The sequence below is a fragment of the Micromonospora sp. WMMD961 genome (assembly GCF_029626145.1).
Lineage (GTDB): Bacteria > Actinomycetota > Actinomycetes > Mycobacteriales > Micromonosporaceae > Micromonospora.
In genome coordinates this window covers 1,089,522-1,111,160 of the sequence record NZ_JARUBJ010000002.1, presented here as the reverse complement: position 1 = coordinate 1,111,160, position 21,639 = coordinate 1,089,522, and the positions used below count along the sequence as shown (strand labels likewise).

At 72.2% G+C, this 21,639-nt stretch carries 23 protein-coding genes, 1 tRNA gene and 1 pseudogene; 10 read left to right on the top strand and 15 right to left on the bottom strand.

Features of this window, described 5'->3' with window-relative positions; translation table 11 throughout:
- Positions 1-48: 48 nt before the first annotated feature.
- Positions 49-318, bottom strand: coding sequence for a hypothetical protein (locus O7614_RS05430; protein ID WP_278137393.1), 270 nt, complete (start codon positions 316-318; stop codon positions 49-51).
- Between the two features lie 201 nt (positions 319-519).
- On the opposite strand from O7614_RS05430, the gene O7614_RS05425 reads away from it, so the two are divergent.
- Positions 520-1,176, top strand: coding sequence for a 4'-phosphopantetheinyl transferase superfamily protein (locus O7614_RS05425; RefSeq protein WP_278137392.1), 657 nt, complete (start codon positions 520-522; stop codon positions 1,174-1,176).
- Between the two features lie 411 nt (positions 1,177-1,587).
- The gene (locus O7614_RS05420; RefSeq protein ID WP_278137391.1) at positions 1,588-2,241 is read left to right on the top strand and encodes a DUF4352 domain-containing protein; all 654 of its coding nucleotides are present in this window, start codon (positions 1,588-1,590) and stop codon (positions 2,239-2,241) included.
- Positions 2,242-2,304: 63 nt separating this feature from the next.
- On the opposite strand, the gene O7614_RS05415 is transcribed toward O7614_RS05420, so the two are convergent.
- Positions 2,305-3,294, bottom strand: a complete 990-nt coding sequence (locus tag O7614_RS05415; RefSeq protein ID WP_278137390.1) for a hypothetical protein — start codon at positions 3,292-3,294, stop codon at positions 2,305-2,307.
- A 131-nt stretch (positions 3,295-3,425) separates the two neighbouring features.
- Positions 3,426-4,511, bottom strand: a complete 1,086-nt coding sequence (locus O7614_RS05410; RefSeq protein ID WP_278137389.1) for a Gfo/Idh/MocA family oxidoreductase — start codon at positions 4,509-4,511, stop codon at positions 3,426-3,428.
- 70 nt (positions 4,512-4,581) lie between these two features.
- Between O7614_RS05410 and O7614_RS05405 the strand changes: the two genes are divergently transcribed.
- Together O7614_RS05405 and O7614_RS05400 are read left to right on the top strand one after the other, a co-directional pair.
- Positions 4,582-4,836: a hypothetical protein gene (locus tag O7614_RS05405; protein ID WP_278137388.1), complete on the top strand. Its 255-nt coding sequence runs from the start codon at positions 4,582-4,584 to the stop codon at positions 4,834-4,836.
- Between the two features lie 357 nt (positions 4,837-5,193).
- Positions 5,194-6,042: a hypothetical protein gene (locus O7614_RS05400; RefSeq protein WP_278137387.1), complete on the top strand. Its 849-nt coding sequence runs from the start codon at positions 5,194-5,196 to the stop codon at positions 6,040-6,042.
- Between the two features lie 326 nt (positions 6,043-6,368).
- Here the strand turns inward: O7614_RS05400 and O7614_RS05395 are convergent, their stop codons facing one another.
- The 7 genes from O7614_RS05395 to O7614_RS05365 form a co-directional block, all read right to left on the bottom strand.
- Positions 6,369-7,577 (bottom strand): helix-turn-helix transcriptional regulator, encoded by a 1,209-nt coding sequence (locus tag O7614_RS05395; protein ID WP_278137386.1) that lies wholly within the window; start codon positions 7,575-7,577, stop codon positions 6,369-6,371.
- Between the two features lie 734 nt (positions 7,578-8,311).
- Positions 8,312-8,388 (bottom strand) — tRNA-Ala (locus tag O7614_RS05390).
- 215 nt (positions 8,389-8,603) lie between these two features.
- Positions 8,604-9,386 carry a hypothetical protein gene (locus O7614_RS05385; RefSeq protein WP_278137385.1) on the bottom strand — a complete coding sequence of 261 codons (783 nt, stop codon included), beginning with the start codon at positions 9,384-9,386 and terminating at the stop codon, positions 8,604-8,606.
- 237 nt (positions 9,387-9,623) lie between these two features.
- Positions 9,624-10,274, bottom strand: coding sequence for a GNAT family protein (locus O7614_RS05380; protein ID WP_278137384.1), 651 nt, complete (start codon positions 10,272-10,274; stop codon positions 9,624-9,626).
- Between the two features lie 109 nt (positions 10,275-10,383).
- Entirely contained in the window at positions 10,384-11,697 is a 1,314-nt protein-coding gene (gene glp, locus O7614_RS05375; RefSeq protein WP_278137383.1) for a gephyrin-like molybdotransferase Glp, read from the bottom strand.
- Positions 11,694-12,656, bottom strand: coding sequence for a UTP--glucose-1-phosphate uridylyltransferase (locus tag O7614_RS05370; RefSeq protein ID WP_278137382.1), 963 nt, complete (start codon positions 12,654-12,656; stop codon positions 11,694-11,696). The genes glp and O7614_RS05370 overlap by 4 nt, the downstream gene beginning before the upstream one ends.
- 9 nt (positions 12,657-12,665) lie before the next feature.
- Positions 12,666-15,023: a diguanylate cyclase gene (locus O7614_RS05365; protein WP_278137381.1), complete on the bottom strand. Its 2,358-nt coding sequence runs from the start codon at positions 15,021-15,023 to the stop codon at positions 12,666-12,668.
- Between the two features lie 85 nt (positions 15,024-15,108).
- On the opposite strand from O7614_RS05365, the gene O7614_RS05360 reads away from it, so the two are divergent.
- Positions 15,109-15,786, top strand: coding sequence for a 5-formyltetrahydrofolate cyclo-ligase (locus O7614_RS05360; protein ID WP_278137380.1), 678 nt, complete (start codon positions 15,109-15,111; stop codon positions 15,784-15,786).
- A pseudogene (locus O7614_RS05355) lies at positions 15,783-15,989 on the top strand (FmdB family zinc ribbon protein); the annotation flags it as partial. The gene O7614_RS05360 and the pseudogene O7614_RS05355, both read left to right, overlap by 4 nt.
- Before the next feature lie 14 nt (positions 15,990-16,003).
- Here the strand turns inward: O7614_RS05355 and O7614_RS05350 are convergent.
- Positions 16,004-16,213, bottom strand: coding sequence for a hypothetical protein (locus O7614_RS05350; protein ID WP_278142454.1), 210 nt, complete (start codon positions 16,211-16,213; stop codon positions 16,004-16,006).
- Positions 16,214-16,907: 694 nt separating this feature from the next.
- On the opposite strand from O7614_RS05350, the gene O7614_RS05345 reads away from it, so the two are divergent.
- Entirely contained in the window at positions 16,908-17,180 is a 273-nt protein-coding gene (locus tag O7614_RS05345) for a hypothetical protein (RefSeq protein ID WP_278137379.1), read from the top strand.
- Positions 17,181-17,303: 123 nt separating this feature from the next.
- Here O7614_RS05345 and O7614_RS05340 read toward each other — a convergent pair whose 3' ends face one another.
- Positions 17,304-17,486 carry a hypothetical protein gene (locus O7614_RS05340; RefSeq protein WP_278137378.1) on the bottom strand — a complete coding sequence of 61 codons (183 nt, stop codon included), beginning with the start codon at positions 17,484-17,486 and terminating at the stop codon, positions 17,304-17,306.
- A 140-nt stretch (positions 17,487-17,626) separates the two neighbouring features.
- Here O7614_RS05340 and O7614_RS05335 point away from each other — a divergent pair, with 140 nt between their 5' ends.
- Positions 17,627-17,962 carry a hypothetical protein gene (locus O7614_RS05335; protein ID WP_278137377.1) on the top strand — a complete coding sequence of 112 codons (336 nt, stop codon included), beginning with the start codon at positions 17,627-17,629 and terminating at the stop codon, positions 17,960-17,962.
- Between the two features lie 16 nt (positions 17,963-17,978).
- Here O7614_RS05335 and O7614_RS05330 read toward each other — a convergent pair whose 3' ends face one another.
- The gene (locus tag O7614_RS05330; protein WP_278142153.1) at positions 17,979-18,461 is read right to left on the bottom strand and encodes a DUF2231 domain-containing protein; all 483 of its coding nucleotides are present in this window, start codon (positions 18,459-18,461) and stop codon (positions 17,979-17,981) included.
- Between the two features lie 204 nt (positions 18,462-18,665).
- Here O7614_RS05330 and O7614_RS05325 point away from each other — a divergent pair, with 204 nt between their 5' ends.
- Positions 18,666-19,094 (top strand): Fur family transcriptional regulator, encoded by a 429-nt coding sequence (locus O7614_RS05325; RefSeq protein ID WP_278137376.1) that lies wholly within the window; start codon positions 18,666-18,668, stop codon positions 19,092-19,094.
- Positions 19,095-19,153: 59 nt separating this feature from the next.
- Positions 19,154-20,017, top strand: coding sequence for an oxygenase MpaB family protein (locus tag O7614_RS05320; protein ID WP_278137375.1), 864 nt, complete (start codon positions 19,154-19,156; stop codon positions 20,015-20,017).
- Between the two features lie 28 nt (positions 20,018-20,045).
- Here the strand turns inward: O7614_RS05320 and O7614_RS05315 are convergent, their stop codons facing one another.
- Together O7614_RS05315 and O7614_RS05310 are read right to left on the bottom strand one after the other, a co-directional pair.
- A complete protein-coding gene (locus O7614_RS05315) occupies positions 20,046-20,873 on the bottom strand; it encodes a PD-(D/E)XK nuclease family protein (RefSeq protein ID WP_278142152.1) in 828 nt (275 codons plus the stop codon).
- Between the two features lie 137 nt (positions 20,874-21,010).
- Complete coding sequence (locus O7614_RS05310; protein ID WP_278137374.1) at positions 21,011-21,625, bottom strand: MarC family protein; 615 nt, start codon at positions 21,623-21,625, stop codon at positions 21,011-21,013.
- Between the last annotated feature and the right edge of the window lie 14 nt (positions 21,626-21,639).

The following is a 21,639-nucleotide window of genomic DNA, read 5'->3' as shown; positions in this document are numbered from 1 at the left end:
GCCAGCCGCGCCGCTGGTGGCCCCGCCCGCAGCGGGGCCACCAGCGGTTCAGGCGCGCCGGGAACCGCGTGGCAACCAGCCGATGAACCGGTCCTGGAGCGACATCACCGGCGCGGCTCGCAGATCCTCCGTGGCAGCGGCGAGACAGGAGCCCAGGTAGACGCTGAGCATCGCCCGGTCACCCCCGTACTCCGCCAGCAGCCGGCTGCGCTTGGTCGCGCACGGCCACTCGTCACCGCAGGAGCCGCAGCTCCAGCAGGGGGTCTTCGGGGCATGATCGTCGACCCGCACCCCCGGCCGTTCCGCACCATCGGTCATCGCACGTCCTTCCAGATGTCCACGGGGCTGGGCGACTGCCGTGCCCGGCACGTTGTTGATGGTGGTCCCCCCGGAGCCATCAGAGAGGGCGCTGCGCGTCCCTCCGGTGATACATCTTTGCGGTACCTTCTCCGGTCGTGGGAGTCGGAAATTTGACGCTTGACCGCATACTCCACCACTACCAATCAGTAGGCCGACACCGTGCGTGACATGTTTCCCTCGACCGTCGCGGTTGCCGTCGCCGGGTCGGACGACTGGCTCGGCGAACTGCTCCCCGCCGAGCAGGCGTGCCTCGGCGAACGGGCCGTGGAGACCCGTCGGCGGGACTTCGCCGCCGGCCGGTCGTGCGCCCGCAGGGCCATGACCGATCTCGGCCTGCCCCCGACCGCCGTGCCGGCCGCCGCCGACCGCGCGCCCATCTGGCCCGCCGGGGTGGTCGGCACCATCACCCACACCACCGGCTACTGCGCCGCCGCGGCGGCGCTCACCACCGACGTCCGGTCCGTCGGAATGGACGCCGAGCAACACCACGAGATCGATCCGGGAGTACGCAGGATGGTGCTGCTGCCCGAGGAGGAGGCCCTCTGCGCGGGGCTGCCCAGCGGCACCTCCTGGCCGGTCGTCATGTTCAGCGCCAAGGAGACCGTCTACAAGGTCTGGTATCCGGTCGTCGGAACGTGGTTGGGCTTCCGCGACGCCCAGCTCGACGTCGACCCGGACGCGGGTACGTTCACCGCCCGGATCGCACCGGCCCGACTGGACGGGGCAACCGTCGACGATCCGCCGTCGACCATCGTCGGCCGGTTCGTCGTCGCCGACGGGCTGGTCCGCACCGCGGCCGTCCTTCCGCTGCGCTGATCTTCCCGGGCCCACGGTGGCTTCTTCCCGCGTCCACGGTGGCCGAAGAAGATCGGCTGGCGGTCATCCAGGTTGTCCGGACCAACCGGACGCGGGCCGTGGGACGGGTTCCGGAGCGACGACCGGGCGGTCCGCCACGCACGGTAGCGTCGGCGGGTTCCCCGAACCACACGTACCGAGGCGTCAAGGAGTACGGTGACCCACCCCCAGCCCTCCGCCGGGCCGCAGGACCCCCCACAGCCGAACCAGGAGCCACCGACGCAGCTGTCCCCGACGACACCGCCGCAGCCAACCAGTGACCCGGCGGTTCCGCAGGCGCCGCTGCCGCCCAGCCCGTGGTCGGCGACGGGGAGCGCGTCGCATCCGCCGTTCTCGGGTGCCGCGTACCCGGCGGCTGGCGGAGGTTACCCAGTGGCTGGCGGGCCGGGCTATCCGCTCGCCGCACCGCCGCCGGTGCCGCCGCACGGGTCCAAGAAGACAGTCGTGGTCGTCGCTGTCACCGCGGCCGTACTCACCCTGCTCGTCTGCGCCGGCGGCATCGTGGCCGTCGTCATCGGCGCCAACCGGGCCGCGACCAGCGTGACCGAGGCGGGCCCCACCCCAGGGGTGACCCAGGGCGCGGCCCCGCCGCGGGCCAAGGTCCCCTCGTCGGCACCGCCGGCGGGCGACACCCGCAACATGTCGCCCGGCGACACCCTGGTCGTCGACGGCGACGAGGGCACCATCGAGATCACTGTGACGAAGTTCAGCACCGCCACCAAGCCCTGCACGTCCTACGGACTCAAGCCCGACGAGGGCATGTACGTGATCGCCGACGTGACGCTCACCGTCACCAAGGGCACCGCCTCGGCGAATCCCCTCTTCTTCAACTGGGTCGCCGCCGACGGCACCGAGGCCAACGCGGTCGCCGGGGCCTTCTCGGGCTGCGGCAAGCCGATGCCGTCCGCCGAGGACCTGACCGCCGGCACCAGGCGCACCGGCAGCGTCGTGTTCGACGTCCACGACGCCTCGGGAGTGTTGGAGTACCAGCCCATGTTCGAGACTGCGGGCTCCTGGAAGCCGTGACCCTCTGACGCGGTGTGGGGCCGCCCCCGAAGGGCCGGCCCCACCCGCTTACCGAGTGACGGGTCAGCAGCCCGTCCAGCGCACCGGGGTCGCCCGGTCGGCGTTGTGCCACCCGACGATGGTGCCGTTGTCGGAGATGGACCGCCCACCGATGTTCACCCCGTCGCCGCCGCCCGGCAGGACCCGGGAGGTGGCACCCCTGCCGACGCGGTCACCGCCGACCACGACCCCCTTGGCGTTGACGTCCGCCAGGAAGGGGATCTCCTGGTCGAGCGTGATGTACGTGCCGTTCCGGAGGTCCCACCGCACCTTGGTCGCGGAGGTGCCGCCCAGCCAGACCAGGCCGACCGCCCAGTGGCCCGCAGCCGCGGAGACCGTGGTCGACCCGCCACCCGGGACCCCGAGCGCCTCGATCCGGCCGTTCGGCCGGCGGACCCAGCCGGTCCAGTCGCCGAAGGGCCCGGCATAGCCGACGATGGTTCCGTTCGGCGTGATCCCGACCGGCTGGGCGTTGGCCGGGGCCTTGAGCACCTCGACCGTGCCCGGGCGGGCCGCCGGCCAACGCAGCCCGACGAACTCCCCGGGGACGATGTCGGAGCCGTAGCCGACGATGTCGCCCGCGTCGTTGATGGCGGTGACGAAGATTCCGGTGGACGGCAGCACCGGCAACTGCTCGAGCTTGCCGTCGCGGTAGATCCACGGTTGCCCGGTGCCGACGCCCGGCGCCCAACCGTTGCCGATCACCACACCGTCGGCGTTGATGCCGACCGGCTCGGCCATGCTGGGCACCTCGACTTCGGTGACCCGCTGCCCGTCCCAGAACAACAGCAGGTACTGGTTGTCGGCCTCACCGACCCGCAGCGCGGTCCCGGCGACGTAACGACCCGTCGGGTCGACGGCGTTCGCCTCGGCCCGGTAGGTGTCGGCCGGGTACGGCAGCGTACTGATCGTGCAGGTGCGCAGGGCCGCGCCCCCGGGCGCGGCGGTCGCCGCCCCGGAGACGGCGACGCCGAGAGAGGTCGCCAACAGAGCGGTGGCGGTGCCTGCGAGCATCCTGCGCCGAGTGCTTCGAATCATCCTTGTCCCCCGTTTCGGCCCGGGTGCACCGGGCGTCGGTCGATACCGGTCTCACTCCTGATTGGGCCTCCCGGTTGCGGCGTGTCGGGGAAGGGACAGAAGCGGGGTTACCTCGTCCAGGCCTGGGTGCTGGTGGCGACCGGCCTGCCGGTGCGTACGGACTCCTCGATGGCCAGGCTGATCAGGTGGTCCTGACAGGCTTCGGCGAGCGGATACGGCGCCGGGCCCTCCTCCCGAGCCCACGCCCCGGCGCGAACGACGATGTCGGCGACCGCGATGTCGTCGTCGGACATCCCACTGCCGAGGAACGGGTTGCGATAGACCACGTCGCCGTCGAAGCTGATGTGCTTCAGGTCGAGCCCTTCCAGGTTGAGGTCGAGACCCGTCTGGCGACGCACCAGGGTCGACTCCACCGGGGTGGTCGGGTCGACCAGGCGGACCACCCGGTCGTCCACCAGCTCGCCGAGCGAACCACGCACCACCAACCGACGCCCTCGCAGCGGATTCCACCACTGGTTGTCGGTGAAGTCGTACAGCCCCATCCGCCCGCCGAAGTCGATGGTCGCCAGGATGGTGGAGAGCTGCCGCGGCGTGTCGTCCCCACTCCAGCCGGCCGGTGACAGCGGGTCGGCCAGCGGCGCGACGAAGGCACGCGCGCTGACCTCGGCGGTGTCGTAACCGATCCCCAGCAGGCCACGGATCAGCGAGACCGCGTGGTAGAGGTGAGTCGAGGAGATCTGCACGGAGGTCGGTTCGCCGAGCACCCCGGCGCGGACCAGCGCCAAGCGGGCCGCGTGCCCGGGCATCAGCAGGTACTGCTCGGCGACCTGCACCAGACCACTGCCGCCGACGTCGGCCCAGAGCGCACGCAGCCCCGCCAGGTCCGGCGCGGGCGGCGTCTCGGCGAGCACCGGTACGCCGGCAGCGACCAACTCCCGGGTCGCCTCGGGGGTCACCGGCCAGGGCACCGACACGATGACGAAGTCCGGTCGCTCGTGGGCGAGCATTTCGGCTGTCGTGCGGAAGGTCGGCACGTCCCATGCGGCAGCCACCGCCGCCCCACGTGACTCGGTACGCGTGACCACCCCGGTCACCCGCAGTCGCTCCGGCAGCTGCCGCGCCAGACGGAGGAAGAACTCACCCCGCCAGCCACTGCCGACGAGGCCGAACCGGGTCTGGGCGGCGGAATCCATGTGCGCTCCTCACGTCGGGATCCGGATGCTAGCCGCTCCGGAAGCGGCGCCTCTCGCTACGGTTGTGGCCGTGACCGCCGACCCGCTCCACGCAGTGCCCGTCGAGGTGGCCGCACGGCGAGCCCCGCTGGACTACTACCTGGTCCTGTCCCGGCACGACCGCTCCGAGTCGACCGACGTCGCGGAGGGCATCGTCGTCGAGGAGTTCAGCCGCCACCGCGCCCGCCGGGTTCCGTCGCCACCGGTCACCTGGAGCGGGGCGGCGATCACTTCACCTGGGACCTGCGTCGCGTCGGCGGCGGGCTCGCCTGGTGCCTCGACGTGACGGCCCTGTTGACGACGGATACCTCTCCGACGGTCGAACCGGTCCTGTACGGGCTGACGAACGCCGTGCGGCAGCGCGGCCTGATACCCGTCACGACCGAGCGGTTCGCCTGACCCCTCCACTGAGTTCGGTGATCGTCGGCGGCCGGGCCACCCACTCCTGCCCGGGGCCGGGATGCGCACCAGGCGCGCAACCGTCCACTTTGTACGAACTGTCGCTCCGGTCAGTCGAACACGCCGATGGCGTGCGGTAATTGATCGACAGCAACTATCGGGCACACCCGCCCGAGGCTGTCTCGTCTCCCAGAGAGGAACGGGGATGCAAGGATCCTTGCGTAAGGCTGCTCTCGCAGCCGTCTTGTCCATCGTCGGTGTGTCGGGTGGGTTGACCCTGGCGGCACCCGCACACGCGCAGACCGTCGAATCCGGGTCGGTCTCCTTCAGCGGTGATCCGGGCGACTACATCACCGGCGGTGGCTCCTACTCGTACTCCACCGGCAACGGCGACCAACTCACGACGAACGGCTCGGTCGACAACAGCCGCGTGTCGGTCAGCATCAACGGCTACAACGGCGACTGGTGGTCCGTGGACTTCGACGCGCCCGGCAGCGCGGCACTGGCTCCGGGCACCTACGAGCAAGCGACCCGTTACCCGTTCAACGGGGCCGGCCCCGGCCTCGACCTGTCCGGCAACGGACGGGGCTGCAACGAACTGACCGGCACCTTCACGGTCATCAACGCGGTGTTCGGCCCCAACGGCTACGTGCAGACCTTCGATGCCACCTTCGAGCAGCACTGCGAAGGCGGGACGGCGGCCGCGCGCGGCGAGGTGCACATCGCCAACCCGCCGCCGCCCGCGCCGCTGGAGCTCGAACTCGCCGTGGCGACCGACGGCATCGCCCACCGGGTGAACGGCAACGCGGTCCTGCACGGCACGGTGACCTGCAACCAGCCCACCTCGGTGTCGCTGGACGGCACGGTCACCCAGATCGTCAAGAGGGTGTTGGTCCGGGGCAGCTTCTCCACCCAGGTCACCTGCACCCCGGGCAGCCCGACCGAGTGGACTGCCGCAGCCGTCCCGACCGGCACCACCCCGTTCGCCAAGGGTCTGGCCGAGGCCGTCTCCCAGGCCCGTGGCTACGACACCGAGTACGACGAGTACGTCACCGTGAACGACACCACGACGGTGAAGCTCACCCGGTCCTGACCCGACGACGCCTGGCGGCCGGCCCCGGCCCGGCCGCCAGGCACCACGGTCGCCAGGTCCGCGACGGAGGCGCCCCTCGGGGGACACCAACGTCCTGACGGCACTGCGGATCTGTCCGGCTCCTAGCTCGGGTTGTCGCGACCAGGTACTCCTCGTACGAGACGCGCGGCACCGAATCTCCCTCGTCACTCACGAGGGCGTGCTGATCTGCCCCCGGAATTGGGAGGGACACGGCGACCAGGCGAATCCGCACCGCCCGCCGCATCCCGTGAGGGAGAACCTACGTAGCGTTGCGAGGCGGAACGGGTACCGTTCCTACCCGTAGATCAGGAGACGAAGCCAACCTTCAACGCGAGATCGTGCACGTCGCCACGCATGGAACGCGCGTGGAGCAGGTCCAGCGTGATCTGCCGGGCGTAGCCGTTGAAACGGATCGTCTCCGGCGCGGAGTCGTACGCCTGCCGGAGCGTCGCCACAGTGGCCTCGCTGTCGCCTTTTCCGTAGTAGCCGCGGGCCACTTCGATTAGGTGGCGCGCGCGTCGTGGCCTCGACGGGATGACAGCCGGGTCAAGGCGATTGGCCTGTCGCACCGCCTCACCGGACTTGTGCAACTCGACGGCGACGGTCACGGCGTGAGCGCCCATGATGACCCGCGAGAACGACGTCTGCGGCTGGTAGAAGCCCTGCGGCAATCGCTGCGCCACCCGATCCGCACGGTCCCAGTAATGCCACGCGCGGCCTTCCTCGCCGGCACGGGCGGCGGTGTAGGCGGCTTCGAAATTGAGCGCGCCCCACAGCGCGAGCAGATTAGCGTTCGCCTCGTCGGCTCGCGCCTCTAGCGACGAAACCACGTCCAAGGTCACCGTCATGGCGGTGTCCCAGTCCCCGGCGTCCCGGTGAACCTGACACAGGAACCAGCCCGCGCACGCCAACGCTTCCGGATCCCCCGACTCCTGCGCCGCCACCATCGCCCGGTCCGCGACCCGCCACAGCAGTTCGGCAGCGGGCTGGTGCGCCAGGAACATCTGAGCCAGGCCAAGAACCTCTGCCAGCAGAGCATGCGCCTGACGACGCTCTTCACCCTCGTGTGTCAACACGGCCTGCTGGGCATCTCGCACCAGATCCGGCAGCAGCGCGCCGAGGACCGTTCGGTGGTCCGACGCCTGATGGCGTGCCCGCCACGCTGCGTTGAGACGTTCCCTGAGCTCCGCTAACGGTTGCGGCGACTGAGCACCGGACCACGAGAAGCGGTTGACGGCGTCACGAACCGAGGCAAGTGCGGGATGCTCCGGCCCGTTGACCACGGCGGACCGATCGCTCAGCTCACCGATCAACGCGGACACGTCGACCTTGAGCGCGCGGGCGATCCGGTCCAGCATGTGGATGCGCGGCGGCAGGATGCGGTCTGTCTCCACGGCCTTGACCCACTCGGCGCTCCGGCCGACCAACCCGCCGAGCACAGCGCGAGTCTTGCCCGACCGCTCACGGTAGAGCTTCAGGCGCTGCCCGAAGGTCAGCTCCGGCATGGAGTCCATCCCGGACCTCCTCATAGCGCGGGATGCATCACCGGCCTATCGGCCGCCGTCGAGCCCACGGTACTCACAGGCGCCCCATGCTGGTAACCCACCAGCTCGCCGACGTGCTCGTCAGCTCGTCGAGTACTGGAGGAGAGAGGTCGGCAGACTGCTCCGACCAGGTGAGCTGGCGGGACAGCTCGGACAAGACAAATGATTCGAGCAATGCGCCGGACGATGCGCCAGGCCGGAGCAGCGCGCAGGCGTCGGTCGCGATCTCGTTGGCGGCGATGCCCGTGTCGACAACCGGCGGAGTTCCGATCTGCGGGCAGGTCAGCTTTCGATCTGCGGCTCGGCGATGTTCGATTCGCGGGCCTCCGGCGTTCGATATGCGGCGGCCCGCTGATCGGCGAGGAACATCTTCGGACCGCCACCATGGCTCGGCCGCACTGACTTGCCGCAGTCTTGGTCAACTGGCGGTGAGCACTCTGATGTTGCCGAAGGTCACGGACAAGCCGCCGGCGGCTGTCGTCGGACGGGTGGTCTTCCGGACCCGGTGGCCCGTGCCAGCCAGCAGGTGGCACCGACCGGTTTCGCCGACGTCCAGATCCGGTTCGATGATCCGCCAGACGTCCTTGACGTGCCGGTGGACCGATGCGCCGCGGACTGGGGCTCCGTCCCACGGACGAGCGACGGACAAATGATCAAGGGCGGGTCCCCGTCATCCGGAAACCCGCCCTTGACCTGCTGTTTCTTGGTGGAGCTGAGGGGATTTGAACCCCTGACCCCCTCGATGCGAACGAGGTGCGCTACCAGTCTGCGCCACAGCCCCCCACCGGCGAACCGGCTTCGGTCCCACCCGGCTTACACCGGGCGGGCCGGCAGCAAGGCTAACAGGTCGCCTGCCCCCACCGCGAATCCGCCCCCGGTGCGGCGTCACAGCCAGCCCGAAGATCGACTCGGGTTCCTGCAGATCGGGGCATCCGGGACGTTCCGATACCGCGACCTCCAGGAACCCGAGTCGATCAAACGCGACTCGGGCGAGCCTCAGGCGCCTCGGCCGGCCTCGTAGGGGCGGCCGCGGAGCCCACCCGCCCGCCGGTACGAGACCGACCCGCCGTTGACCGCTGCCGGCAGGTCGCCCGGCCGGTCCAGGCCCATCGCGGCGCGGCGTACCCCCTCGCGCTGGGCGGCGAGGCGGCGCTGCGCCTCCCGGCGGGCCGCTGCCCGGCGGGCCTGCTCACGGCGCACCTCGGCCTGCCGGTCGGCGAGCCAGGCGGCTTCCCTGGCCCGGGCGCGGCGGCGGCGACGGCCGGCCAGGGCGCGGCGGCGAAGGTGGACGACGTACACGGCCAGGAGCAGGAAGGTGACCCCGAAGCCGACCCAGAAGCCGGGGCTGACGAACACCACGCCGATCAGCTCGACGACGTTGAGGAGCAGCAGGGCGGCGAGAACCCGACGCCGCCGGTACACGGCGGGGGTGTGCTGTCGTCGGGGTGGCGGGCGGCGGCGCGACCTCTTCGGCGCGGGTGGCACCGCGCGCAGCCGACCGGAGCGGCGGGCGGCCGGCGGTGCGGAGACCGGCGGAGCAAGCGCCCCGGTAGTCGCGTCTTCACTGAGGGTGACGATCAGTGAGCGCGGAGGGTGGACGGGTCGCCGTCCGGGCACAGTGCGGCGTCGCCGACGGCGCTGGAGCACCCGCGCCGTCGACTGCGCCCGCTCCGCCACCAACCGCTCGGTGGCGTCGTACCGGCGAACCAGCGCCGGGGCCAGGGCGAGCAGGCCGGCGGCGGCGAGGACGGCGAGGAGCACCGAGGTCGGCACCCTCACCCCTCCCGTCACCGAATTCGAAGCAACCGCTCTCCGACCGCAGGATCTTCCACCGATCCTGCCAGGGCGCGTGGATCGTCCGGCCGGGGAGCGCTTGCCGCAGCTTGCAGTTACTTGAGGTTACGGCGCGTCGACCAGGTTGCCGCCGCGCCGCGCCGATCCCGTCCGTGGGACGGCTGGGAGGCAGTCGGAAAATTCCGTCCCGGCCACCCCGCCCCGGGAATCCCGAACGTCCTCCTACCGGGCGTCGGCGCGTACCCGGTGCCAGCGGGCCAACAGGCCACCCTCGGCAGCGATCTCCTCGCTCGTCATCGCGTATCCGATGTGGTCTCGCCAAGCGCCGTCGATGTGCATGTAGCGCACGTGGTACGACTCCTCGCGGAAGCCCAGTTTCTCCACCACCCGCCGGGACGGTCGGTTCTCCGGACGGATGTTGACCTCCACCCGGTGCAACCCGCCCGGGCCGAACGCGTGGTCCACGGCGAGCGCGAGCGCCGTCGGGATGACGCCTCGCCCGGCGACCCGAGCGTCCACCCAGTAGCCGACGTAGCCGGAGCAGAGTGCTCGCCGCACGATGCTGCCCACATTGAGGTGACCGACCAGGCGGTCCCGGTCGGCCTCGCGCAGACAAACCGCGAACGGCATGCCCTCACCCTCGCGGGCCGAACGCCGCTGGTCCCGGTGCACCCAGCGGAACGCGGCCGGCGAGTTCATGTCGTCCCAGGCGCCGGGCAGTGACGACTCCCAGGGTGCCAGCCAGGCCCGGTTGGCCCGCCGGATCTCCGACCACGCTGCGGCGTCGGTGCGGCGGTACGGCCTCAGCAACACCGGGCCGTCCGCCAACTCCACCGGCCAGCCCGGTGCCCGCGGGGGTCCGAAGAGACTCACAGGCACAGTCTCCCGCGCGGGACCGTGTCGCGCGCAAGTGGACCCATCCCGACGACCGGGCGACGGCGCGACGCCCGAGTGGCCGGCCGGCGGGTCGGCCGGGAGACGGTCACCGACGGCGGTCCAGCAGCAGGACGTCGACCGTGGATCCGGCGGCGGCTGTGGTGACCCGCTCGCCGAGCACCAGCAGCCCGTTCGCCTCGGCCAACCCGGAGAGGGTGAACGGCCCGCCGCTGAGGGGCTGCACCGTGTAGCCGCCGCCACGGCGCTCGGCGACGTGCGCCGGCCGGAACTCACGCAGCCCCGCCGGCGACGACACGGTCTCCAGCAGGTGCGCCCGCACACTGGGTCGGAACACCGGCTCGGCACCGGCGAGCAGTTGGATGGCGGGGCGGGCCAACACCTCGAAACCGATCAACGCGGCACCGGGGTCGCCGGGCAGGCAGACCACCGGCACCTCCTCGGCCCCGACCGTGCCGAACCCGAGCGCGGTGCCGGGATAGAGCGCCACGTCGGTGAACGTGACCGGCCCGGCCCGGCCGCCCTCGCGGCGGGACAGGATCCGGCGCACCATGTCCCCGGGGCCGGTGCCGGTGCCACCGGTGGTGATGATCAGGTCCGCGCGCAGGGTCTGGTCCTCCAGCAGCCCGCGCAGCCCCTCCGGGTCGTCGTCGCAGATCCCCACCCGGTACGCCAGGGCGCCCACCTCGGCCGCCGCAGCGGTCAACGCGTGCGAGTTGGCGTCCACCACCTGCCCCGGCTGGCTGCCCCGGCCCACGTCGACAAGTTCGTCGCCAGTGGCCACGATGACCACCCGAGGGCTGGGCCGCACCACCACGTGCCCGATTCCGGTGGCCGCGAAGACCGCGACCAGCGCCGGAGAGACGTACGTGCCGGCGCGGGCGAGCAGGGTGCCGGCGGGCAGTTCCTCACCGGCGCGGCGTACCCCGTACCCCCGCTTGGGGGTGCGGAAGATCTCCACGGCGGCCATGCCCTGGTCGGTCCACTCGACCGGGACCACCACGTCCGCAGCGATCGGCAGCGGCGCCCCGGCGGCCACCGAGAAGCACGAGCCCGGGGTGAGGCGGACCGGCCGCCAGCTCGCGGCACCCAGATCGCCCACGACGTTGAGCCGGATGGTCCGTCCACCGGGCTTGCCGGAGGGGGCCGGGATATAACTCGGGCCCCGGCCGCCTCCGGAAATGTCCTCCCAGCGCGCGGCGTAGCCGTCCACGGCCGCCTGGTCGAAGGCCGGGAAGGCGTGCGGCGCGACGACGTCCTCGGCGAGGACGTTGCCGTGCGCCTGGGTGAGGTCGAGGTCGAGTGGCGGCAGCGCACGTAACCTGCGCAGCACGCTGCCCAGGTAGTCGGCGAGCGGCGTCAACTCGTTCGCGGCCGCCTCGGCGTCGGCCGTCGAGGTCATGTACCAGATCCGCCTGCCGCGTCGGCCTTGACGAAGTCGGCCAGCCAGGAGCGGAACTCGCTGCCCAGGTCGTCACGCTCGGCGGCGATCTGCACCACCGTCTGGAGGTAGCCCAGCGGCATGCCCGTGTCGTAGCGGGTGCCCCGGTAGACGATCGCGTGCACCGGCGTGCCCTCGGTGCGCAGCAACTCCATCGCGTCGGTCAGCTGGATCTCGCCGCCGCTGCCCGGCTTGGTCCGCCGGATCGCGTCGAAGATCTTGCCGGGCAGCACGTAGCGACCGAGCACCGCGAGGTTGCTCGGTGCATCCTCCGGCTGCGGCTTCTCCACCATCCCGGTGACCTTGACGACCTCGCCGATGTCGGTCAGCTCGGATTCGGCCGGTTCGACGGAGGCGATGCCGTACCGCTTGGTGTCGGCCGGGTCGACCTCGAAGAACGCGAGCACCACACCGCCGGTGCGGGCCTGCAGCTCCAGCATCGCCGGCAGCAGCGGCTCGGACGGCTTGACGAACTCGTCGCCGAGCAGCACCGCGAAGGGCTGGTCGCCGACGTGCGACTCGGCGTACCCGACGGCGTGGCCGAGCCCGAGCTGCTCGGGCTGCCGCACGGTGTAGATCTCGGCCAGCTCACTCGGCCGACGCACGGCGGCCAGCCGCTCGGCGTCGCCCTTCTCCTCCAGCCTGGTCTCCAGGTCGGGGCGACGGTCGAAGTGGTCCACCATCGACGTCTTACCCCGACCGGTGATCAGCAACACGTCACCGATGCCGGCCTGCGTGGCCTCCTCGACGATGTACTGCAGAACCGGCCGGTCCACCACCGGCAGCAGCTCCTTGGGCACTGCCTTCGTGGCCGGCAGGAACCGGGTGGCCAGTCCGGCGGCCGGGATGACGGCCTTGACCGCCAGGGGACGGCCGGTTGCGGCGGCCGTCGATGAGGGGTTCGCTGAGTGCTCCGACATGCCGCGAGACTATCGGCCACGGCTCTGCCGCGGCGGCTGTGGCCCAGAAGACGCGCCGCCACCCGACCCCGGCCGTGCGGCGTCCGGACCGGCCCCGGCGCTGTCCGGTGGGTCGTCGGCCGGGTCCGACCGGGCGCGCGTCGGGCCGGCCGGCGAAGATTCGGGTACGCCCACCGCCGACTCCGACCGGGCGGGCCCGCCCGGCTCCCGGCTGACCTGCGCGTGCTGGCCGGCGCGCGGCAGCCCGTCGGAAGGGCTCACCGCCGCCGCGAGCACCGGCAGCTCCCGGGTCGTCACGTCGGGGCGCACCTCGGCGACGCGGTACGTGTCACGGCCGGCGGCCTTCGCGGCGTAGAGCGCGTCGTCGGCTGCCTCCAGCACCTCCCGCCCGGTGCTGCCGTTGTCCGGATAGACGGCGATGCCCACCGACACGGTCACCAGGACCGGCCCGGCGTACGCCTCGACGGCGATCGGGGTTTCGCGCACCACCGCGCCGAGTCGCTCGGCCACGATCGCCGCGCCCCGCGCGTCGGTCTCCGGCAGCAGCAGCACGAACTCCTCACCGCCCTGCCGGAAGGCCAGGTCGACCTCGCGGATCTCGCCGCGTACCCGCCGGGCGAACTCGGCCAGCACGGTGTCCCCCGCCGCGTGCCCGTACGTGTCGTTGACGTCCTTGAACCGGTCGAGGTCGAGCGCGAGGACGCTCAGCATCCGCCCGAACCGGCTGGCCCGTTCCACCTCCCGCCGGATCGACTCGCGCAGGTAGCGGTAGTTCCACAACCCGGTGAGCGGATCGGTGAGCGAGAGCCGCTGCGCCTCCTCGTGCACCCGGACGTTGTCCACGGCCACCGCCGCGTGACCGGCGAAGGTGCGCAGGGTGACCAGGTCGTCGTCGTCGAACTCGTCGGCGCCCAGCCGGTCGTACAGGGCCAGCACGCCGAGTGCCGCCGCGGCTGCGCCAGCCTCGTCGGTCGGCGTCGAGGACCCGGAGGAGGTGGCCGCGGCGCCACCGGCCGGGGCGGCGAACGGGACGGCGACATAGGTGCGGCAACGCGGCTCACCCGCCGGGGTCTCGGCCGGTTCCACCCTCCCGCGCTGCGGTTCCCCGGTGGCGGCGACAGCCCCGACCACGCCGACACCCACCGGCACCCGCAGCGTCGCCGAACCGTCCGTGTCACCCTCCGGCCATCGTCCGTCCAACCCCTCGGTGCACTGTGCGACGAGCACCCCACCGGCCTCCACCAGCAACACCGCGCCGGCGCGCGCGCCGGTGGCGCCGATGGCGCTGTGCAGGATCACCCGCAGGATGCGTTGCAGGTCGTGCGTGCTGGCCAGGGTGTCACCGAGCACCCCGAGGTGTCCGCGGAGCTGGTCCCGGTTGCTGGTCAATGCCGCGACGTAGGAGCCGGTCTCCCGGGTCATCCGGTTGAAGGCGGCGGCCAGCCGGCCCAACTCGTCGCGGCTGCGGACCGGCACCCGGGCGGTCAGGTCGCCGTGGGCCACCCGGTCGACCGCGCCGGCCAACTCCACCAGCGGCCGGGTGGTGACCCGGGCCAACCGCCAAGCGCTCAGTACGGCGAGGAGCGCGGCCAGGACCACCACCCCCACCAGCGTGGCGTGCAGCCCGGGCGGCCGTTCGCTGGGCACGGAGAGCACCAGTGGCAGCGGCTGCGCGTCGGACGGCCCGATCCTCCGCACGTACCGTCCCTCGCTGGTTTCGGTGACCCGGTCGCCGTCGACGGTGCTGGCGGCGGCCAGCACCGCGTCGCGTACCTCACGGGACTCGGTCGTGTGGGTGACCCGCGCGGCGCTGGCACCGCTGTCGAGCAGGGTGACCGCCACCCCGGTCACCGCCGCCAGCCGGGCCACGAAGGCCGGGTCGACCAGTTGCGCGGCGGTCACCGTGCCGAGCAGGGTTCCGGAACGGTCGCGGAGGTCGACCTGGGCGGCCAGCGCACGGACCGGGCTGGCCGAGCCGGTGATTCCGCCGTTGGTCGGAGCGTTGGTCTCGCTGTTGGGCGGGCCGGAGCAGTCCCGCCAGGGGGCCGCCGGGGCGCCGGGCGAGACGTAGCTGACCTGACCGGCCACGTCGGTGATCAACACGGCGGCGGCCAGGCCACGGCCGACCAGTTGGGTGGCGGCGACGGGCGGATCGGCGGTGAGGGCCACCGCGTCGGCGGTGGCACGCAACTGCTGGCAGAGCGCGTCGACCGAGGTGCGCACGGTGGATGCCGCCACCGCCAGTCGCTCGGTGGAGCGGCTGCGGTCCACGGCCTCGATCGTGGAGGCGACGAAGAGCACGCCGAGCAGGACCGGCCCGAGCACCACTACGAGGAAGGCTGCCGTCAACCGCCCGCGTAGCGTCACTCGGTCCCCCCGGAAGTTCCGCCTCCGTTGCTTGCGATGCTGACACAGAGCAACCGTGGGAGAGGCGTTGCGTCAGGAGTGTTGCGTGCCGGAATTTTCTGATGAAGCGGAAGCGACGCGTACCGCGAAGCGGAACGTCCGCGTGGAACTGCTCGCCCGCCGCCGCTCGCTGCCCGTTACCACCCGGGCCGCTGCCGCCGGGCGCGTGCAGGCTGAGCTGGTCACACTGGTCCGCAGACTGCGCCCGAGCAGGATGACGGCGTACGTGCCGGTCGGCTCCGAACCGGGCGGCGCCGACCTGCCGGAGGTGCTGCGGGCCGCGTTGCCAGCCAACGCCGAGTTGCTGCTGCCGGTGCTCCTCACGGACCTGGATCTGGACTGGGCGGTGTATACCGGGCCGGCGGACGTGATCGCGGCCGGTCGGGGTATCCGCGAGCCGACCGGTGTCCGCCTCGGGGTGGACGCCGTGGTGGACGCGGAGCTGGTGGTCGTGCCGGCCCTCGCGGTCGACCGCCATGGTCGGCGGCTCGGGCGGGGCGGCGGCTCCTACGACCGAGCCCTCGCGCGGGTGCCCGAGGCGACGCTGACCGTGGTGCCTCTGCACGACGGCGAGCTGGTCGACGCGCTTCCGGCGGAGCCGCACGACCGGCTTGTCCGCGCGGTCGTCACCCCCGCCGACGGGGTGCGTACGCTTGACGGCGGCCCGGGTGCGGCGCATGGTGTCGCGCCCCACACGTCCGCTGGACGAACCCGGGGCGAATGACGCACCATTGGCACTCGAATACGTCGAGTGCCAACTGGCGGAGCCCAGATCCGGAGGAGAACGTGCCCACGTACCAGTACGCCTGCACCACGTGCGGTCACCAGCTCGAGGCGGTGCAGTCCTTCTCTGACGAGCCGTTGACCGAGTGCCCGGCGTGTCAGGGGCGGCTGCGCAAGGTCTTCAACTCGGTCGGAATCGTCTTCAAGGGCTCGGGCTTCTACCGCACCGACTCGCGGGCGTCCGGCTCCGAGACGACCGCCGGCGGCACGGCCAGCAAGCCGGCGAAGTCCGAGTCCTCCTCTGCCGAGGGGTCCGGCTCATCCTCGGGCGGCTCGTCCTCGTCGTCCGGTTCCTCGTCGGGGCCGTCCTCGTCGTCGGGCGGGTCGTCGTCGGGCGGGTCGTCGTCGGGCGGGCCCAGCGGCGGCAAGGCCCCGGCGGCCAGCTCCGCGTCCTGAGCCCCTTCGCCCGCTCGGCCGTCGGCCGTTCGGCATGATCCCTGACGGCCCTCTCGGTCCCTCGGGCCGCATCGCTGGCGATCCCCTCGGCCCGGCCGGCGGTGGACGACTCGGCCATAGCAGATCCAGCCAAATGCCGGGCGTTATCCACAGGCCGGCCGGTTGTCCACAGGTGCCGGCCGGCGACCGGCGAACCACGGCTGGAACGGCCTAACCTGCCGCCGAGGGTGCCGCTGCGACGCCCTCGGACGGGGGGTGGCAGAGGCGATGGGTGATCCAGACTCCGCACGGGCGCTGCGTCCGCTGCGCCGGCTCACGTGGCCCGGCGGACGCACCCTGCTCCGGGGGGTTCTGGTCGCCGCGCTGCTCGGCCTTGCCGCTGCCGTCCTGCACGCGCCGCCCAATTGCCCGCCGACCGCCGCGCCCTCCGCTACGCCGTCGGGGTCCGCCGGCAACGCCGACCGGGTCGACGGGAGCGGCTCAACCGATCCCGACGGGGGCCGCTCAACCAGGGCCGATGACGGCGGATCGACCAGAACCGACGACGGTTCCGCCGAACGACCGAGCACCGCCGGGCCACCGCCAACCGGCCCGACCGGAGCAGAGAGCACAGCCGCCGGGAGCGGCTCGGCCAGAGCGTTGCCGCTGCCCAGCGGGGCTGTAGGGGTGCCGGTCCGACTGGCCGAGCCGGCCGCGCTTGCGGTGGCCCGCCCTGGAACCCGGGTCGATCTGCTGGCCGCGACGCCGGAGCGGGCGGGCGCCGACGCAACAGTGCTCGCGCCGGCAGCGCTGGTACTGGACGTGCTGGACGCGACCGACGGGTCTCCCGCGCTCTACCTGGCCCTCCGCCCGGAGCAGGCGCAACGCGCCGTCGGGCTCCCCGAAGGCACCCGGTTCGCCGTAGTCGTCCGCGACCCAGCGGCCGCAGCACCGCCGTAGGCCGGGCCCACCGGCCGCAGCACCGCCGTAGGCCGGACCCACCGGCCGCCACACCGTCATCCGCGACTGAACGACGCCGCCGCCCGCCGGGCTGAACGGTCACGCACCCGGTCGAGGTCGGGATCAGTCCCAGTGCGGGGGGCGTTCGGCGAGCAGCCAGTCGTCGTTGCCGCCGGACCGCTCACCCCAACCACGGTCGGTGTCGTCGGAGGTCTGCTCGGGCAGCACCACGAAGTCTTCGCTCAGGTCGACGGTCCGGTCATCGTCGCCGCGTACGCCCTGCTTGCCGGGGTCTTCGGTGCTCACGAGCGGCAAGACTAGCGCAATCGGGCACCTCCACCGTGCCGACGCGGGTCGGGCCCAGGACCGGTCGGCACGGCAGCGGAACAACTCGGCGCCGGCAAGAGACAACCGGGCCGCTGCCGGCGTTGGTAGCGTCGGACGGCGTGACGACCCCCAGCGGTGGCAGCGGCCCCCCGGACGACTACTGGCGACGGCCCGGCAGCGGTGCCGACGCGGTGGCGAACCCACCTCCCACCGCGCCCACGAGCACACCCCAGAGCGGGTACGTCGGCCCGCCACCGAGCGTGCCGCCGCCGACGGGTTGGCGTCCCCCCGTACACCTTCAGCCGGCGCCACCTCGGCGGCTGCCGCCGCAGGACATGGCGGGCCTGGACGCGGCCGAACAGCGCTCGCAGCGGGTCACCTACGGCTTCGGCGCGGCGGCCGGCGTGGTGCTGGTGTTCCTGGTCTGCCTGCTCTGCTCGCGGATCATCTTCTAACTCGGAGCAGAGCGGGTCAGAGCGTCGTGCCCCAGACGGCCTCGGCACCGGTGTGGCCGGTCAGGTAGACGTAGACCAGTGCGGCGATGGACAGCGCCACGGTCGCCACCGCCAGCACCGGGGTCACCAGCCCGGGCAGCTGCGGCACCCGCGGGTGTCCGCTGGTCACCGCCAGCAGCAGGAGGGCCACGATCCCGAGCGGCACCACGATGCGGAACAGGATGTCGCCGTAGCGGGAGTGCTCGAAGATCTGGTCGAGGATCTGTCCCTGGAAGCCCCGAGCGACCAGCGCATCGGTGAACGCCTCACCCGACTTGACGGCCACGAAGGCGGTCACCGGTGCGGCCACGGCGAGGAGACCCAGGGCCCAGTCCAGCCGGTGCCGCCACCGGGGCAGACCCACGTAAGCGATGGCCAGCACCGCCAGCAGCGGCACGAACACGACGACCGCGTGGACCACCAGGACGTGTACCGGTAGACCCAGGATCTCCTCGAACATCCAACCCTCCAGGTGGATCACGGTCCGGGACGGTCAGCGTACGGTCCGCCGGTCGTCCCCGGGCTCTCGACCGGACACACGCGCGACGCGACGATCGGGTTCACGTCTCGGGGGCGCGGTCCCGATCCGCCCGGGGGCTGTGTCGGTGGCCACCCGGACCGGACGACGGTTGTCGATGCTGATCGCGCGTGCTGTCATTGGCCCATGTCCGGTGCCGAGGAGCTGCTGCGATCGAAGGGCCTGCGTGTGACGCGGCCCCGCCTCGCGGTGCTCGACGTGCTCGGCGGTGGCGGCCACCTGGATGTCGACGAGATCACCCGGCGGGTCCGTGAACGCCTCGACTCGGTCTCCACGCAGGCGGTCTACGACGTGCTGGGCGCGCTGTCCCGGGCCGGACTGTCCCGTCGGATCGAGCCGGCGGGTGGTCCCGCCCGCTACGAGGCTCGGGTCGGCGACAACCACCACCACGTGGTCTGCCGGGGCTGCGGCGAGATCGCCGACATCGACTGCGCGGTGGGCAGTGCGCCGTGCCTGGAGCCGAACGTCTCGCACGGCTTCGAGGTGGACGAGGCGGAGGTGACCTTCTGGGGTCTCTGCCCGGGCTGCCGGGCTCGCCGCTCCGCCGACGTCTGACCCGGCGGTGCCGACGGGCGGGCCCGACGAGGTCGGGCAGGCCGTGGCACTCTAGGACGGTGGACTCCGATGACCTCGGCCTCTTCGGTCCGGGTTCGGTCACGTGGAAGGTGCACGAGGAGCCGATCCTGATCGTCGCCGGCCTGCGCTCGCTCTACCTCCAGGCGTTGCACCCCCGGGCGATGGCCGGGGTCGCGCAGAACAGCAACTACCGCACCGACGCCTGGGGTCGTCTGGTCCGCACCGCCACCTATGTCGCGACCACCGTCTACGGGACCACGGCGGAGGCGCAGGCGGCCGGCGCGCGGCTGCGCCGGCTGCACGACCGACTGCGGGCCACCGACCCGCTGACCGGGGAGTCGTTCCGGATCGACGAGCCGGACCTGCTGCGCTGGGTGCATGTCACGGAGGTCGAGTCCTTCCTCAGCACGGCCCGCCGGGCCGGACTGCCGCTCACCGACGACGAGGTGGACGGCTACTACACCGAGCAGCGCAGGTCCGCCGCTCTGGTCGGTCTGGACCCGGCCACAGTGCCCGGCACCGCGAGCGAGGTCGCGGAGTACTACCGAGCCGTACGGCCGGAGCTGCGAATGACCCGGGAGGCGGCCGAGACGGCGATCTTCCTCACCGCCCCGCCGTTGCCGTGGAAGCTCAGCCTGCCGGCCCGGTTGGGGCTCACCCTCGGCCCACCGCGCTGGGCGTACCTGGGGATCGCCGGCACCGCGTTCGGACTGCTGCCGTCGTGGGCGCGCCGGATGTACGGCGGGCTCGGCCTGCCCACCACGGCGCTGTCGGCGGATCTGACGGTGCGCGCCCTGCGGCTCGGGTTCGCCGCCGTGCCGCGCCGCTACCTGGAGGGGCCGTTGATTCAGGCCGCCAAGGAGCGAGCCGCGCGCCACGCCGCCACCTCGCTGGCCGGCTGACCGGCTGACCGGCTGACCGCGCCCAGGATCAGCCGTCGGCGTGCCGGTCCACGGCCGCCCACGGTTCCTTGCCCGGCACCTGCGCCCCGGTCGGGCAGTGCCGGCGGAAGTCGCACCAGCCACAGCGTGGGCTGGGTGCCACCGGGAACGCCTCGTCCGCGTCGGCCCCGTCGGCGACCGCCCGCTCGGCGGCCATGATGTCGCGGGCCGTCTCCTCCGCACGGGTCAACTGCCGCGCCAGCGACTCGACGGTGTGATCGTGGCCGGCGACCGTGCCGGTGGGCAGGTGGTGCAGCTCCACTCGACGACACGGTCGGCGGAACACACGCTCGGCCGCGTACGCGTAGAGCGCCAATGCCTGCGAACCCCGCGCGTCGTCCGTGTCCAGCCCGCTGCGACCGGTCTTGTAGTCGACGATGACCAGCTCCGGCCCCTGCGGCCCGGGCCGTGAGTCGATCCGGTCGGCGCGACCGTTGAACGCCAGCACGGCGGTCTTGACCGCCACCACCCGCTCCACACCGAGCGGGTCGGAGTCGTCCTCCAACGTCTCGACGTACGTCTCCAGCCAGCCCAACGCCCGCCGGTAGGCGGCCCGCTCCTGCTCGTCGTCGCGGTAACCCTCGCGGACCCAGGTGCCCTTGAGCAGAGTGGCCATGGCCTCGGGGCGACGCCGGTCGGCAGGCAGCGCGTACCAGTTTTTCAGGGCGGTGTGCACGCTGGCCCCGAGCGAGTTGTGCGCCCACGGTGGGCCCTTGGGTGGTGTCGGCCGGTCGACATACGAGTAGCGGTAGCGACGCGGGCAGTCGGCGAACGCGCCAAGTTTGCTCGGTGTGCAGACGAACAGACGCTCCGGCATGCCCTCGAAGCCGAGTTGCTCGGCAGCGCCGTCGCGTTGTTGGGGGGCCCGGCCACCGGCCGCCGGCCGTCCCGCTGAGGAGGATCGTCGCACGCCTGCGATCCTGCCATCCACCACCGACAGCATGGGTGTGCCGGTCAGGTCATGTTGACGTACTGCGTGACGAAGGCGAACACCGCGTCGGCGATGAGCTGCACGGCGATCGCGGCCAGCAGCAGACCGGCGATTCTGGTCAGCACCTCGATCCCGCCGGGACGCAGGACCTTCACGATGCCGCCGGAGAAGCGGAGGACGATCCAGACCGCGAGCATCACGGCGAGGATCGCCACGGCGATGGCGGTGTAGTCGCCCAGGCCGTCGGCCTGCTGGACGAAGAGCATGGTGGCCACGATGGCACCCGGGCCAGCCAGCAGCGGGGTGCCCAACGGCACCAGGGCGATGTTCGAGGTGGCGTCCGAGCTCGGGCCGTCGGTCTTGCCGGTGAGCAACTCCAGCGCGACGAGGACGAGCAGCAGACCACCGGCCGCCTGCAACGCCGGCAGGTCCACGTGCAGGTAGTCCAGCAGGGTCTGCCCCGCCACCGCGAAGACCACGATCACGCCCAACGCCAGCGTGACGGCCTGCCAGGCCGCCCGGTTGCGGTCGCGGGCGGGCAGCGGGCCGGTCAACGCCAGGAAGATCGGCATCATGCCCGGCGGGTCGGTGATCACCAGCAGGGTCACGAAAACCTCGCCGAACAGCTTCAGATCCACGTGATCAACCTAGC